Origin of the sequence: Nocardiopsis baichengensis YIM 90130 (assembly GCF_000341205.1) — a bacterium.
In the GTDB taxonomy this organism is placed as follows: Bacteria; Actinomycetota; Actinomycetes; order Streptosporangiales; family Streptosporangiaceae; genus Nocardiopsis_A; species Nocardiopsis_A halophila.
In genome coordinates, this window is record NZ_ANAS01000014.1 from 1 (window position 1) to 14,642 (window position 14,642).

At 74.3% G+C, this 14,642-nt stretch carries 13 protein-coding genes; 9 read left to right on the forward strand and 4 right to left on the reverse strand.

The annotated features are described in order from the left end of the window. On the forward strand, positions 1-515 hold a 515-nt coding region (locus C892_RS31325), incomplete at its 5' end, for an LPXTG cell wall anchor domain-containing protein (protein ID WP_017557619.1). A gap of 140 nt (positions 516-655) precedes the next feature. Here the strand turns inward: C892_RS31325 and C892_RS0113310 are convergent. Next, positions 656-1,885 carry an MFS transporter gene (locus C892_RS0113310; protein ID WP_017557620.1) on the reverse strand — a complete coding sequence of 410 codons (1,230 nt, stop codon included), beginning with the start codon at positions 1,883-1,885 and terminating at the stop codon, positions 656-658. 196 nt (positions 1,886-2,081) lie between these two features. Between C892_RS0113310 and C892_RS0113315 the strand changes: the two genes are divergently transcribed. Beyond that, on the forward strand, positions 2,082-2,651 hold the full coding sequence (locus tag C892_RS0113315; protein WP_017557621.1) for a GNAT family N-acetyltransferase: 570 nt from the start codon (positions 2,082-2,084) through the stop codon (positions 2,649-2,651). 260 nt (positions 2,652-2,911) lie between these two features. Beyond that, positions 2,912-4,201: a phosphoribosyltransferase family protein gene (locus tag C892_RS0113320; RefSeq protein ID WP_017557622.1), complete on the forward strand. Its 1,290-nt coding sequence runs from the start codon at positions 2,912-2,914 to the stop codon at positions 4,199-4,201. Positions 4,202-5,247: 1,046 nt separating this feature from the next. Here the strand turns inward: C892_RS0113320 and C892_RS0113325 are convergent. Together C892_RS0113325 and C892_RS0113330 are read right to left on the reverse strand one after the other, a co-directional pair. Next, positions 5,248-5,550, reverse strand: a complete 303-nt coding sequence (locus tag C892_RS0113325) for a WhiB family transcriptional regulator (protein ID WP_270681446.1) — start codon at positions 5,548-5,550, stop codon at positions 5,248-5,250. 471 nt (positions 5,551-6,021) lie between these two features. Then, positions 6,022-6,675 (reverse strand): MBL fold metallo-hydrolase, encoded by a 654-nt coding sequence (locus C892_RS0113330; protein WP_017557623.1) that lies wholly within the window; start codon positions 6,673-6,675, stop codon positions 6,022-6,024. A gap of 228 nt (positions 6,676-6,903) precedes the next feature. On the opposite strand from C892_RS0113330, the gene C892_RS0113335 reads away from it, so the two are divergent. The 6 genes from C892_RS0113335 (at position 6,904) to C892_RS0113365 (ending at position 13,486) form a co-directional block, all read left to right on the forward strand. Next, positions 6,904-7,311, forward strand: a complete 408-nt coding sequence (locus tag C892_RS0113335; protein WP_017541198.1) for a YccF domain-containing protein — start codon at positions 6,904-6,906, stop codon at positions 7,309-7,311. A gap of 87 nt (positions 7,312-7,398) precedes the next feature. Next, positions 7,399-8,763: an AI-2E family transporter gene (locus C892_RS0113340; protein WP_040685416.1), complete on the forward strand. Its 1,365-nt coding sequence runs from the start codon at positions 7,399-7,401 to the stop codon at positions 8,761-8,763. A 147-nt stretch (positions 8,764-8,910) separates the two neighbouring features. Beyond that, positions 8,911-10,509 (forward strand): ABC-F family ATP-binding cassette domain-containing protein, encoded by a 1,599-nt coding sequence (locus C892_RS0113345; protein ID WP_017557625.1) that lies wholly within the window; start codon positions 8,911-8,913, stop codon positions 10,507-10,509. A gap of 270 nt (positions 10,510-10,779) precedes the next feature. Then, positions 10,780-10,986 (forward strand): helix-turn-helix domain-containing protein, encoded by a 207-nt coding sequence (locus tag C892_RS0113350; protein ID WP_026124337.1) that lies wholly within the window; start codon positions 10,780-10,782, stop codon positions 10,984-10,986. A gap of 122 nt (positions 10,987-11,108) precedes the next feature. Continuing rightward, the gene (locus C892_RS0113355) at positions 11,109-11,924 is read left to right on the forward strand and encodes an enoyl-CoA hydratase/isomerase family protein (protein ID WP_017557626.1); all 816 of its coding nucleotides are present in this window, start codon (positions 11,109-11,111) and stop codon (positions 11,922-11,924) included. A 242-nt stretch (positions 11,925-12,166) separates the two neighbouring features. Next, the gene (locus C892_RS0113365; protein ID WP_017557627.1) at positions 12,167-13,486 is read left to right on the forward strand and encodes a DEAD/DEAH box helicase; all 1,320 of its coding nucleotides are present in this window, start codon (positions 12,167-12,169) and stop codon (positions 13,484-13,486) included. A 247-nt stretch (positions 13,487-13,733) separates the two neighbouring features. Here C892_RS0113365 and C892_RS31810 read toward each other — a convergent pair whose 3' ends face one another. Then, positions 13,734-14,300, reverse strand: a complete 567-nt coding sequence (locus C892_RS31810; protein WP_017557628.1) for a hypothetical protein — start codon at positions 14,298-14,300, stop codon at positions 13,734-13,736. Between the last annotated feature and the right edge of the window lie 342 nt (positions 14,301-14,642).

Below are 14,642 nucleotides of genomic sequence, written 5' to 3' on the forward strand. Positions count from 1 at the left end.
TGTTCGACGAAGACCCCGGTGACGGTGACGGCGGTTCCGGCGGCGGCGGTGACGATGGTTCCGGCGGCGGCGGTGACGGCGGTTCCGGCGGCGGCGGTGACGATGGTTCCGGCGGCGGCGGTGACGATGGTTCCGGCGGCGGCGGTGACGGCGGTTCCGGCGGCGGCGGTGACGATGGTTCCGGCGGCGGCGGTGACGGCGGTTCCGGCGGCGGCCAGGACCCCGGTGACGACGGTAACGCTCCCGGCCCGGGCGACCCGACCCCTCCGCCCGCGGATGAGGGCGGCGCCCCCGACGACGGCGACTCGAACGGCTCGTCCGACTCCGACGACTCCGACGGTTCCGGCGACTCGGACGACTCGGAGGAGTCCGACGATGACGAGCCCGAGGAGCTCCCGGTGACCGGCGTGAGCGACATGGACGGCTTCGTCCTCGGCGGCGTCCTGGCCACCGGCCTGGGCGCGCTGACGATCTACGCCAGCCGCCGCAAGGAGGCTCCGGCCCCGCTCGCCTAACGGCGTGTGCACGGCATGACGGGGGCCCGGACCGCACAGCGGTCCGGGCCCCTTCGGCGTCCGCCATCGAAGGCGGCCGACCGCCGCTCCTGCCCCGCCCATCCGCACGGACCCGCCCCCGCCTCCGGCGCCCCGGCGGGTCAGGCGTTCGCGCGTGGCCGGAGGGCCGGGGCCAGAACCGTGCACGCCACGGCCGCCCCGGCCACCAGCCACAGGGCCGAGGTGAGCGACCAGGCGTCCGCCAGGGCGCCCACCGTCGGCGGGAAGGCCAGGAAGCCGAGCCGTCCCAGCCACCCGACCACCGTCACCCCGTCGCCGCTGCGCACCCCGGGGACGTCGCCGGCGGCAGCGAGGGTCAGCGGGTACATCGTCGCCACCCCCAGCCCCAGGAGGCCGAAACCGGCCACCGAGGCCGCGGGGAAGGGCACCAGCAACGCCACCGCCATCCCCGCGGCCGACACCGCCCCGCCGGCGCGGGCGGTCGCGACCGCGCCGAAGCGGTCGGTGACCCGGTCGCCGGTCAGCCGTCCCACGGTCATCATCGCCTGGCAGGCCACGAAGGGAAGGGCCGCCAGGAACGCCCCGGCCCCGCGCTCGCCCGCCATGAACACCGCGCCCCACGAGGCCGCCGAGTCCTCCACCGCGGAGGCGCCGATCAGCAGCATGCTCAGTGCCAGCAGCGGGAGCGCCGCCCCGCGCAGCGCCGCGGCCGCCGTGCGGAAGCGCTCCCGCGCGCCGTCCCCGGACGGCGCCTCCTCGCCGCGCTCGGCCCCGTCGGGCCCCGGGAGCAGGTTGCGCACCGCCCACAGCGACGCCGCCGCGAGCACCACCGCCACCAGCGACAGGTGCGGTCCCATCCCCAGGCCGGCGCCGGCCATCGACGCCCCGGTCAGGCCGCCGCAGACCGCCGCGATGCTCCACGCCGCGTGGAACCCGTTGATGATGCTGCGCCCGTACCGGCGCTGGACCCGCAGCCCGTGCGTGTTCATGGCCGCGTCCATCCAGGCGTCCAGGGCGCCGAGCGCGAACAGGACCAGGGCGAACGCCCACCACCCGGGGGCGGCGGCCGCCGCGGGCAGAACCAGCGCCGTCAGGACGCCGGCGGCCGCGGCCACCCGTCCGCTGCCGAAGCGCGCGATGAGCGGGCCGGCGAGCATGCCCGTGGCCAGCGCCCCGGTCGGCATGGCCGCGACGGCCGCCCCCAGGGCGGCGTTGGACAGGTCCAGGTCCGCCTTGACGGTGGGCAGCCACGGCACCACGTTGGTGTAGGCGTAGCCGTTGACCGCGAAGAGCGCGAAGACGGCGGCGCGCGCTCGCGCGGGTCCACGGCCCGGAGGGGCCTCCTCGTCCGCGCGGCGCTGCGACTCCATCGGGCCTCCGTATCGATCGCGTGCGGTCATGTCCCTGCTACGCACCGTTGACCTCGGGGGTTGCGCCGAGGCGCTCCGGCGCCTTACATATGATCTTCTGGCCGAAATCGCCGACTCATCGACGCTATCCCCCGATCAGCCGGAGCCCCGCTCACCCGGCACGTGCCGACCCCCTCGACGACCGGAGTCCCGACCGATGATCGACTTGAGTGCGCTGCGTGAGAAGCCCACCCTCACCGGAGAGCGGGTCCGCCTCGTGCCGCTGGCGGAGGAGCACGTCGACGACTTCTACGCCTCCGCCCAGGACGACGAGATCCGCAGGCTCACCGGAACGCACCGCAGAATCGGCTACGAGGAGGCGGCCCAGTGGTGCGCCTCCCGCTCCGACCGGGAGGACCGGCTCGACCTCGCGATCATCGCCCACCCCGAGGGGCGCTACGTCGGCGAACTCGCCCTGATGGACGTCGACCCCGACAACGAGACCGCCTCCTACCGCATCGCCCTCTCCGCGATCGAGTTCACCGGGCAGGGGCTGGGCCGCGAGGCCACCCGGCTGCTCTTGGAGTACGCCTTCGAGCGGATCCACCTGCACCGTGTCTGGCTGGAGGTGTACGCCTTCAACATGCGGGCGATCGCGGTGTACCGCTCCTGCGGCTTCGCCGTCGAGGGCCGCCTGCGCGACGCACTGCTGTGGGAGGGGCGCCGCCACGACGCCCTCATCATGGGGGTGCTGGAGAACGACTTCAGGAAGACCGCGGGCATCTGAGCACCGTGCGGCCGCAGAAGGCGGAGAGCCGTCCGTTCGCCGTCCCGTTCCGGCCGTGCCGGGGCCGCCCGTCCGCGACACCTGCCGTCGCCCGGCGAGACGCGAGCACTGAGACTGAGGCGGCGAGCCGCGCGGCTCCAGGGGGCGGACCGTGCCGTCGGGGACGTCCGTGATCGGGCCGGATCGTCCCGCGATGTTGGGTGACGCCTGGGAACGGGTATCTCCACCGCACTTCGCCACCGCATCCGGGAGAGGCGATCATGAGCCCGGTACCCGTATCGCTGCCGTTCGCCGACCGCTCCGCCGCCGGACGCGGCCTCGCCGAGCGGGTCCGCCCGCTCCTGCGGACCGACCCCGTGGTCCTCGCCCTGCCTCCGGGCGGGGTGGCCGTCGGGGCGGAGCTCGCCCGCGCCCTGGACCTTCCCCTCGACGTGCTCGTGGTGCGCCGGCTGACCCTCCAGGGGGCGGCGGGGCGCGCCCCGGTCGGGGCGGTCACCGAGGACGGGGGCGTGGTCTTCGACGACTCCGAGCTGGCCCGGCGCAGAGCCGCCCGGGAGGAGCTCTCCCGCGCGGTGCGCAGCGAGCGCCAGGAACTGGACCGGATGCTCAAGGCCTACCGCGGCGGCCGCCCGGGCGCGCCGGTCGCCGGGCGCGACGTGGTGGTCGTCGACGAGGGGGTGACCACCGGCGCCACGGCGCGCGCCGCACTGCGGTGGGTGCGCCGGCACCGGCCGGCCCGCCTCGTGCTGGCCGTCCCGGTGGCGGCGCAGTCGGCCGTGGCCGCGCTGCGCGGCGAGGCCGACGAGATCGTCGTGCTCACCGCGCCCGACAACTTCCACGCGGTGGGGGAGTGGTACCGGGACTACGAGCGGCCCACCGAGGCCGACGTCGCCGCCCTGCTGGAGGAGCGCGCGGGGGGTCGGCCGCCGGTGCGGCCGGTGCGCATCACCGCCGGAGAGATCGGGCTCGACGGGGACTTCACGGTGCCCGAGACCGTGCGCGGCGCCGCTGTGGTGGCCCTCGGGCACGGGCGCGCGCACGCCCAGAACAGGGCCGCGGCCGACACCCTCCACGAGGCCGGGTACGCCACGCTCGCCCTGGACCTGTGCACGCCCCAGGAGTGGGAGGCCGCGCAGGGGGTGCCCGACATCGGCCCCGACGAGCTGGGCGAGCGCCTGGTGCGGGCGGTCGAGTGGCTGCGCAGTGCGACCGGGACCACGGGGGCGGTGGGGGTCTTCGGCGCCGGCGCGGCGGCCCATGCGGCCCCGGCCGCGGCGGCGCGCATGCCGCGCACGGTGGGGGCGCTCGCCGTGCTCGGCGGCCGGATCGACCTGGCCGGCGAGGAGCTGCCGGGGGTGCGCGTCCCGGTGCTGGTGATGGTCCCGGGCGGGGAGTCCTTCGTCTGGGAGCTGAGCGAGTGGGCCGCCGGGCGGATGGGCGGACCGGTCGAACTGCGCACCGCACCCGGCGCCGAGGGGCTTCTGGGGGGAACCGCCGAGGGGCGCCTCGCGGGGGAGGCCGCCGCCGACTGGTTCGACCGGCACCTCTGAGCGCGGCGGGGCGCCGCCCCCGATTCCTGGGGCCGGATCCGGACGAGAACGGACGGCCAAGGTCCACGGCTCCGCACATCCGGAGGAAAAGGATGAGCCGGGTAGGTCGCGTTTTCTTGGGGAAAGAGGGCGGAGCACTCGAAAGTCCCCCATCGGCCACGGGAGACGCCCGTCGGGCGCCTGGCGAGGGCGGCCGGTCCCACCGCCCCGACGGACGTACCCCGGGACCGGGTCGTGTCCGCTGGCGTGGTGGAACCCTGCGGGCCCCGGCCGCCCGCATCGACACCCTTGTTGATCTCGGGAAAGTCGGGGTAATACCGGCGAGGATTACCCCGACTTTCCCGAGATCAACGGCGAGGAGCGGGCGCGCACCGGGGCGGGGCCGCCGATGGCGCCGCAGCGGTCGCACCGCTCACAAGGACGCGGCCGAGAGTTCCACCACGCCGGCGGACACGACCGGGAGACGGCCCTGGTCGGTGCCCAACGGATGGCCGTATCCCAGGGTGGGAAGGGGCCCCTTCTCCCGGGATCGGAGCCGGATTCCGGGCCTGCGATACGGGCCGCCGAATGGGCTGTCGTCCCGGCGCGAAGGCGGGTCGCATTCCGGTGACGCTTCGGTGCGGCTCCGGTTCGTTCTTTGAACGATCGATGCCGATACCGGCGCGCCTCTTTGCGTGCCGCGTCGGTCCCGTGCCGGCGGGGGCGGTTCCGCGTACGCGGGATCCGCGGGAATCGTGACGCCTCTCCCGGCCTTCCTCGGTATCGATCCACGACGATTCGTGCCGGCCGACGGCGATTCGTTTCCGCCGCCCTCCGGGCGGACGGAGCCCGCAGGGGCTCCGGCGATGCCCGTCCGCGGGTACGGCGGCCGCGCTGACCTGGTGGCCGGACATGGAAAAACCCGAGGCGCCCTCGACGTGTACCGTCGGGGCGCCTCGGGTTATTCGGGCCGCATCAGCGGGGCCGGGGCCGCCAAAGGACTCCTGCCGTTCCAGCGCCGCGGGGGGACGGTCGCTCAGTCTGGCCGGGCCGTGTGGGGGAAGCGGTCAGGCGGCGGCGTTCGCGCGGCGCATACGGCGCCGGCGCTCGGAAGCGCGCTCGTCCTCGTTCAGACCGCCCCAGGTTCCGTACTTCTCAGGACGCGAGATCGCGTAGTCGAGACACTCGGTACGGACCGGGCACTGGGCACAGATCTCCTTGGCCTTGCGCTCGCGGATCTCCCGCTCCGGCTGGCGCTCGCCATCCGGGCCGAAGAACAGCACGAGGTCTTCGCCCCGGCACGCGGCGGCATCCTGCCACCCCCAGCTCGGGCGGGGGCGCAGCGCGGCCTGCCGACGTACCTGAGACATGGTTGAACCACCTCTGTTGAATCGCTAGTAAGCTGTTGGACAGCAAGGGTTGCTAGAACACGGTCGTGCGGCCGTGAGAGCCCGGCATGCGTAACGGCATGCGTCGCTTCGGTGTTCCCGGAGTGGTGGAGACCACGGAAGGCGCAGAAGACCGACGAGGCCGGCAGGCGCTCACGTGAACGGCCGGGGAGGTGCTGGAGCCCTCCCAGCGGGCCGGTACGTAATCATGCCATCCCCGTTCCCGCTCGTGCACGGGGGGCGGGGAATTTCCTCGCTGAACCGTTACCGAAACCGGAAGGGCCGCGTCCCGAGGCCGGGCCTCTGCCCGAGTCGGTGACGGATTGCGAGATCCGGCCCGTTGAGCCGGATGTGGAACATCGTATGAGGGATTTCGGGCCGTGCCTAGGGGGGATCCCTGATGTTCGGATCACATTCCGGTCTAGACCAGGGCGCAGTGGGTAGGGGTGGACGTCAGTCCAGATCGCGCCCCTGGCCCGGCTCCAGGCGGGCGTAGTCGACGTCGGGGGCCAGCTCTCCGATGAGCCGGGCGACCACCGCGGCGCCGGTGTCGTTGAGCAGTCCGTCGTGGATCGCCAGGGCCGCACGGGGAGAGGCCGCCCGCAGGTAGTCGACCACCTCGGCGGTCTTGGACCAGGGGGCGTGCACCGGGACCAGCAGCGTGGAGACCGGGTCCTCGGGCACGGTCAGGGCGTCGCCCGGGTGGAACACCGCGCCCGACGGACTCTCGACCCGGAACCCGATGTTCGTGATGACCGGAATGTCGGGGTGGATGACCGCGTGCCGCTCGCCGTAGACGTGCACGTCGAACCCGGCGATCCGGGCGGTGTCGCCGTGCGCGTGCGCCACGACCCGCGCCCCGAGGTCGGCCAGCGGCCCCAGTCGCTCGGCGATCCCGGCGTGGGTGTGGATCTCCAGGTCCGGGTTGGCCTTCAGGGCGGCGTGGAGGCGGTCGGTGTCGAAGTGGTCGGCGTGCTCGTGGGTGATCGCGACCGCGTCGGCGCCCACGGCCGCGTCCGGCTCGCTGAAGCCGCCGGGGTCGATGACCAGCGTCCCGCCGCCGTGGGCCAGGCGGACACAGGCGTGCCCACGCTTCTCGATCCGCATCGCCGCACCCCCTTTGGACGGGCCTGCACGCTTTCGCCCCACCGACGATACCGCGCCCGGCCCCTAAGGGGACAACGCGCGGAATCAGGGGAGACACCGGGGCGCGTACAGGAACGTCCCCGCGGACAGAGGCGTCATACGTGACGATGAGCAGGACGGCGCCGCCCGGCGGACGGGGTCCGCAGGCGGCGCGGAGACGACGGAGAAAGCGGAAGGCGGGGAGCGGCTGTGGCGCTGCTCAGGTTCATTCTCAACATCATCTGGCTGGTCGTGGCGGGGCTCTGGCTCGCCATCGGCTACGCGATCGCCGGTCTGATCTGCTGTGTGCTGATCGTGACCATCCCCTTCGGCATCGCCTCCTTCCGCATGGCCAACTACGCCCTGTGGCCCTTCGGCAGGACCATCACCAAGCGCTCCGGCGCCGGCGGCGGGAGCACCCTGGGCAACGTGATCTGGCTGATCGTCGCCGGGTGGTGGCTGGTGATCGGCCACGTCGCCACCGCGGTCGGCCTGGCGGTGACGATCATCGGCATCCCCATGGCGTGGGCCTCCCTGAAGATGATCCCCGTGGCGCTGGCGCCGTTCGGCAATGAGATCGTGGCCAGCGATCAGGCGCGCGACCCGTGGAAGTTCTGAGGGCGCCCGCGCCCGCGGCGACGGCGAGGGCATGCGCGGACCGCCTCCACAATGGTGACGACGACAGCGGAAGGGGACGATGTGTGGATGAAGCGGCCCGGCCAGTGGTCCTTCAGCAGACTCCGGCGCGCCGCGCGCCGGGCCGGGACCGCGGGGGAAGAGCCGCAGGCGCCCGAGCCCGCGGCCGAGCCCGCCGAGGCCGTCCGGGCCTCCGATCCGCCTGAGGGCGACCTGTTCCGGCGGCTCAGCGACGCCGCCTGGCGCACCCTCCTCCTCGGCGTCGTGGTGGCCCTGCTGCTGTGGGCGGTGGGCTACCTGAGCGTGATCACCGTCCCCATCATCCTCGCGGTCTTCCTCACCGCCCTGCTGATGCCGCCCACCAACTGGATGCGGCGCAAGGGGATGGGGCGCGGGTCCTCGACCGCCGTCACGTGCATCGGCTCGCTCATCGTGCTCGGCGGCGTGGTGACGCTGATCGTGCAGCCGGCGGTCTCCGGGTTCGGCGGCCTGATGGACAGCCTGGGCGAGGCCGCCGAGAGCGTGCGCGACATCGCCACCGGGCTGGGCCTGCACCCGGCCCTGGTCTCCCAGATCATGGACTCGGCCGACCAGGAGCTGAGCAACCTGCTGGCCGACAACCGCGAGCAGCTGATGACCGGGGTGTGGACCGCCGGCACCGCCGTGCTGGAGCTCCTGCTGGGCCTGGTGCTCATCCTGGTGCTGACCGTCTACTTCGTGCACTCGGGCGACCGGCTGGTCGCGTGGCTCCAGGGCCTGCTCCCGGCGGGCTCGCGGCGCCCGGTCAAGGCCACCGGCGACGTCGCCTACGGGGTGATGGGCCGCTACGTGCGCGGCGTGGCCACCGTCGGCCTGATCGACGCGGTCGGCATCGGCCTCCCGCTGTTCTTCCTGATCGACCCGACCCTGGCCATCCCCCTGGTGGTGCTCACCTTCATCGGCGCCTTCCTGCCGATCGTCGGCGCGTTCATCAGCGGGCTGCTGGCCACCGCGGTCGCCTTCGTCACCGAGGGGCCGCTGATCGCGCTGGTGGTCCTGGCGATCGTGCTGATCGTCCAGCAGCTGGAGAGCCACGTCTTCGCCCCCCGCGTCTACGGCATGGCGCTCGACCTGCCGGCCGCGGTGGTCCTGGTCGCCATCAGCATGGGCAGCATCATCGGCGGCGTGGTCGGGATGTTCCTCGCCACACCCGTGGCGGCGGTGCTCGCGGCGCTCCTGCGCGACCGCCCCTTCAGCGAGCCGCAGGCCGCCGAGCAGGCCGCCGAAGGGGCCGCGGAGGAGGGCGCGGAACACGACGGTGCCGGCGGGCAGGCGTCCGTGCCGCGGTCCGGCGGCGGGGAAGGATCCGAGGCCTCCGGGCGTTACGTCCCGGGGAGCGCCGGGAACGGGTCCGCCCCCGCCCGGCCCGCCGAGAAATCGGAAGTGGAGCGGTAGGGGGTCGGTTACCCTGGCCGGGTGCCTTTCCCCATTCCCGGTTGACGCGCCCCGGCGGCCCTCCCCGTCCCCACGGGTCGAGGGCGCACCGCCCCTGCCGCGCCGTCCCACGCACGCCTTCAGATTCGCGATAAGGACACCCGCTCCATGCTCACTGCTTCCGGCCTGGAACTGAGAGTCGGCCCCCGCCTCCTGCTCGAACCCACCTCGCTGCGCGTCGCCGAGGGCGACCGGATCGGGCTGGTGGGGCGCAACGGGGCGGGCAAGACCACCCTGACCAAGGTCCTGGCGGGGGAGGGCGCCCCGGCGGACGGGACGGTGTCGGTGTCGGGGACCCTCGGCTACCTCCCGCAGGATCCCCGCGCCACCGACCCCGAGGAGATCGCGCGCGACCGCATCCTGTCGGCCCGCGGCATCGACGACGCCCTGCGCCGGCTGCGCCGCGCCGAGGAGCGGATGGGCAGCGACGACCCCAAGGTGCGCGACAAGGCGGTGCGCGCCTACGCCCGGGCCGACGAGGAGCTGCACGTCATGGGCGGCTACGCCGCCGAGTCCGAGGCGGCGGCGATGGCGAACAGCCTCGGCCTGGAGCAGCGCATCCTCGACCAGCCGCTGGGCACCCTCTCCGGCGGCCAGCGGCGCCGCATCGAGCTGGCGCGGATCCTGTTCAGCGGGGCCGACACGCTGCTGCTGGACGAGCCCACCAACCACCTCGACGGCGACTCCATCGTGTGGCTGCGCGACTTCCTCAAGGCCCACCAGGGCGGGCTGATCGTGATCAGCCACGACGTGGACCTGGTCGAGGACGTGGTGAACAAGGTGTTCTACCTGGACGCCAACCGCTGCGTCATCGACGTCTACAACATGGGGTGGAAGGCCTACCAGGAGCAGCGCGAGGCCGACGAGCGGCGCCGCCGCCGCGAGCAGGCCAACGCCGAGAAGCAGGCCGGGGCGCTGATGAAGCAGGCCGACCGGTTCCGGGCCAAGGCCACCAAGGCGCGGGCCGCGCAGCAGATGGCCAACCGCGCCGAGCGCATCATGGAGTCGGTGCAGGGCCAGCGGGTCGCCGACCGGGTCGCCAAGCTGCGCTTCCCCGACCCGGCGCCCAGCGGCCGCACGCCGCTCAGCGCCAAGGGGCTGTCCAAGTCCTACGGCTCGCTGGAGGTCTTCTCCGGGGTCGACCTGGCCATCGACCGGGGCAGCCGGGTCGTGGTGCTGGGCCTCAACGGCGCCGGGAAGACCACCCTGCTGCGGATGCTGGCGGGGGTGGAGGAGCCCGACACCGGTGAGGTGGTGCCCGGGCACGGGCTCAAGCTCGGCTACTACGCCCAGGAGCACGAGACCCTGGACACCTCCCGCACCGTGCTGGAGAACATGATGGCCGCCGCGCCCGACCTCCCGGACGTGGAGGCGCGCCGGGTGCTGGGGTCGTTCCTGTTCAGCGGCGACGACGTGGACAAGCCGGCCGGGGTGCTCTCCGGCGGGGAGAAGACCCGGCTGGCGCTGGCCGCGCTGGTGGTCTCCAGCGCCAACGTGCTGCTGCTGGACGAGCCGACCAACAACCTCGACCCGGCCAGCCGGGAGGAGATCCTGGGCGCCCTGCGCGCCTACAAGGGCGCGATCGTGCTCGTCACCCACGACGAGGGCGCCGTGGAGGCGCTGGCGCCCGAGCGGGTCATCCTGCTGCCCGACGGCGTCGAGGACATGTGGAACGCCGAGTTCGAGGACCTGATCACGCTGGCCTGACCACGTCGGCCCGGGCCCGGCCGACCGGGCCGCCCCCGGCCCACCGGCGCGCCGCCGTTGACGGCGGGCCCAATACGGGTCAGGTTTTGTGCTGACCACAACGGGGCGCACGGTCCCGGCCCGTTCCGGCCCCGCGCCGGGGGGTGGCCAGTGGCGGGTGCATGGCTGATCATGGGCACCGGCGCCGCGCCGGGCGCCGGGGACACCGCACCGGTGTCCCCGGGCCGCGGGCGGCGCCCGCCACTGGCCGCGAGAACACGGGAGGTAGACGTGGCCGAGACCTTGAGAAAGGGCACGCGTGTGACGGGCACCGAGCGATCCGAGCTTGCCACCGAACTCAAGAAGCGCTACGACGCGGGGGAGAGCATCCGCTCCCTGGCAGCGGCCACCGGACGTTCCTACGGCTTCGTCCACCGCCTGCTCACCGAGGCCGGCGTCACGCTGCGCGGCCGCGGCGGGGCGACCCGCCGCACCTGAGATCCGCGCGCGGCCGGGGATATGGGCCCCGGCCACGGACGTGCGCGCCCGCGCGGATACGGTGGTCCACCGACCCGGAGCGGGCCCGCGTGGGGCGGGCGCGCCGAGCAGCGGAGGTGGGCATGGAGGAACCGGTCCTTCCCGACGGGGAGGAGCTGAGCGCGGCCGGGCTGCGCCTGGAGGTCGACGGCGAGGTCGCGCGCATCGCGCTCGCCCGCCCCGAGCGCCGCAACGCCATGACCGGCCGCACCTGGAAAGCGCTGGCCCATGTCGGCCAGGCGCTTCCGGAGCGTGTCCGTATCGTCGTGGTCTCCGGTGACGGGCCGTCCTTCTCCGCGGGGATCGACCTGGCGATGTTCTCCCCGGAGGGCGTTCCCGGGGAGCGCTCCCTGATGGCCGACGTGGGAGAGGCCCCCGAGCGGCGCGCCGCCCTGGACGCGGGCATCGCCGCCTACCAGGAGGGCTTCACCTGGCTGAGCCGCCCGGACATCGTGTCGGTGGCGGCGGTCCAGGGGCACGCGATCGGCGCGGGCTTCCAGCTCGCCCTGGCGTGCGACCTGCGGGTGCTGGCCGACGACGCCGCGCTGTGCATGAAGGAGCCGGCGCTGGGGCTGGTGCCGGACCTGTCGGGGACCAAGCCGCTGGTCGACATCGTCGGGCTGCCGCGCGCCATGGAGCTGTGCCTGACCGCCCGCACCGTCGGCGCCGACGAGGCCGAGCGGCTGCGCCTGGCCGAGCTGGTGGTGCCCGGCGGGGAGCTGGACACGGCCGTCGACGACCTGGTGGCCGCCCTGCTGGCGGTTCCGCACGGCGCGGCCTCGGCGACCAAGGGACTCCTCCAGGGGGCGCCCGGGCGGAGCCTCGAGGAGCAGTGCGCGGCCGAACGCGCGGCCCAGGCCGAGCGCCTGATCGCCATGGCGGCCCAGATGGGCGGATAGGTGTGGGGATCCCCTCCTCAGGCCGGGGTGCGGGGCATGCGGCCGGGGGCGTTCTAGTACGCTGCTCCCGGCGGTCGATCTTCGCTGCGCGCATCCGGCGCGCCGGGCCGCTCGGCGCCCGGCCGGACCCCCGGCACTGAGGCGCGGCATCCGGCGCGTTCGATCGGTCGCCCCCACCGTGCCCCGCACGGTTCGGGCCTTCCTCGGTACGTCGCCGTTTCGACGAGGAAGGTAGACGTCACTTGACGGACACTGCCGCGCGCCCGGCGTTCGACGAACTCGGCCTGCCCGAGGAGCTCGTGCGGACCCTGGAGCGCAACGGTGTGACCCGGCCGTTCCCGATCCAGGCGGCCGCCATCCCCGACGCCCTGGCCGGGCGCGACGTCCTGGGCTGCGGTCGCACCGGGTCGGGCAAGACCCTGGCCTTCGGGCTCCCGCTGCTGGTGCGCGCCTCCGCCCGCCGGGCCGCCCCCAAGCGCCCCCGAGCGCTGGTCCTGGTGCCCACCCGCGAGCTCGCCGACCAGGTACGGGGATCGCTCCTGCCCTACGCCCGCGCGGTGGGCGCGCGCATCGCCGACGTCGTCGGCGGCACCCCCTACTCGCGCCAGATCACGGCGCTCAGACGCGGCGTCGACCTGCTGGTCGCCACCCCGGGCCGGCTGACCGACCTGATCGAGCAGGGCGCCTGCGACCTGGGGGCGGTGGAGGCCTCCGTGCTCGACGAGGCCGACCAGATGTGCGACATGGGCTTCCTGCCCCAGGTCCGCGACCTGCTCGACCGGGTGCGCCCCGAGGCCCAGACGCTGCTGTTCTCGGCCACCCTGGACGGCGACGTCGACAAGCTCGTGCGCGCCTACACGAACGACCCGGCGACCCACTCGGTCGACCCGCCCACCGCGCGCGTGGCGACCATGGACCACCACCTGCTCCGGGTGCTGCCCCGGGACAAGGACCGCATCATCACCGAGATCGCGGCCCGCGACGGGCGGACCATCCTCTTCGTGCGCAGCAAGCACCGGGCCGACACCATCAGCGAGCGGCTGGCCGCCGCCGGGGTGCCCGCCGCGTCGCTGCACGGGGGCAAGTCGCAGAGCGTGCGCACCAGGACCCTGGCGAAGTTCCGCGACGGGCGCATCCAGGCCCTGGTCGCCACGGACGTGGCGGCGCGGGGCATCCACGTCGACGGGATCGACATGGTCGTCAACGTGGACCTGCCCAACGGGCACAAGGACTACCTGCACCGCGGCGGGCGCACCGCCCGGGCGGGGGAGTCGGGCCGCGTGGTCTCGCTCGTCCAGCCCAACCAGCGCCGCACGGCGCGCCGCCTGCTGGGCGAGGCCGGGGTCCACGCCGAGCAGCACCTGGTCAACCCCGGTGACGACCTGCTCGCCGAGGTGACCGGGGCGCAGCAGCCCTCCGGGGTGCCGTGGGTGGAGCCGCCCGAGCCCGAGCGCTCGCGCCGCCGCGGTCCCCGGCGCGGCCCGCGCCGCAGCGGGCCGGGGAACGGACGCAGGCCCCGCGGGGGCCGGGAGGGCGCCCGCCGCTCCGGCCCCCGCGACTGAGCGGCCGTGCGAAGCGGCCGGGCCGGGAGGGCGTGCATCGCCTTTCGGCCCGGCCGTCCTTCGTCCGGGCGACTGGCGGTCATGCACGGGTGCGCCCTGCGGAAAGGCGCGTCCTGCCGCCCTATCGCGATGTCCTCGACGGTCGCCGCTCCCGCCGTCGACGAGGTCGCAGGTCAAGGTGGAGCGCCCGAAGCGAGGCGAGGACGAACGGTTCTGAGGCGCGGCAGGTGACGGCCGCACCGGCCCCTCAGCGCTCCCGGGAGCCGAAGGACCGGCAGGTGAGGCGGACCTCCTCCAGGCTCCTGCGGGCGTCCTCGTGGTCGCCCTCCTCCGGGGGGAGGTCCCGCAGACGCCAGACGGCGTCCTGCACCCTCCACCTGAGGTGGTCCCCCTCGGGGGAGGCGCCCGGCGGGCCGAACTCCCGTCGGATGGCCGCCAGGCAGAAGCGGCCCAGCTCCTCCGCCTGCGCCTCCGCCGCCTGCGCCTCCGCCGCCTGCGCCTCCGCCGCCTGCGCCTCCTCCGCTTCGCCGGCCGCGGCGTCCCCGCCCGCCTCCGGGACGGCCCGCTCAGGGCCGCCGTCCCCCTTCGGCGGGGCACCGCCGATGACCTGCTCGTCGGTCACGGTGTCGCCCATGATCCCCATCGCCACCGCCAGGCAGCCCCCGAGCAGGAACACCACGGCGCCCACCGCCACCCAGACCCACGCGGGTCCCAGCGCCAGGGCCACCCCGCCCCCGGAGAACCCGGCGATCATCAGCGCGACGCAGATCCAGCTGCGTCCGCGCCCGAGATGGGAGGCGCCGTCGCCGTCCATGGCCGCTCCTAACCACGCACACCTGTGCTGAAGGCGGTTCCCCCGCCCCCGGCACGGTAACCGGCGGCCGCGCAAACGAGTGGTTCATGCCTCTGCGAGAGGTACGTCTGATTTAGGTGTAAGGTCTGCTGTGCACGGGGTCACCCCGTGTCGCTCTGCGTGTCGGTGATCGGGTCGATCCCGCCGCGCACCCAAGATGGAAGCGGTGGACGCCCGCGGGGGATCCGGGGGCCGCCGCTCACGGCGGCCTCCCCACCGGGCGGCCGCACCGTCGCTGCCGGCCCGCACCGCCTCCACCCGGCGACCCCGGGCGGTGAGCCGTGCCCGCCCTGAAGGAGAAGT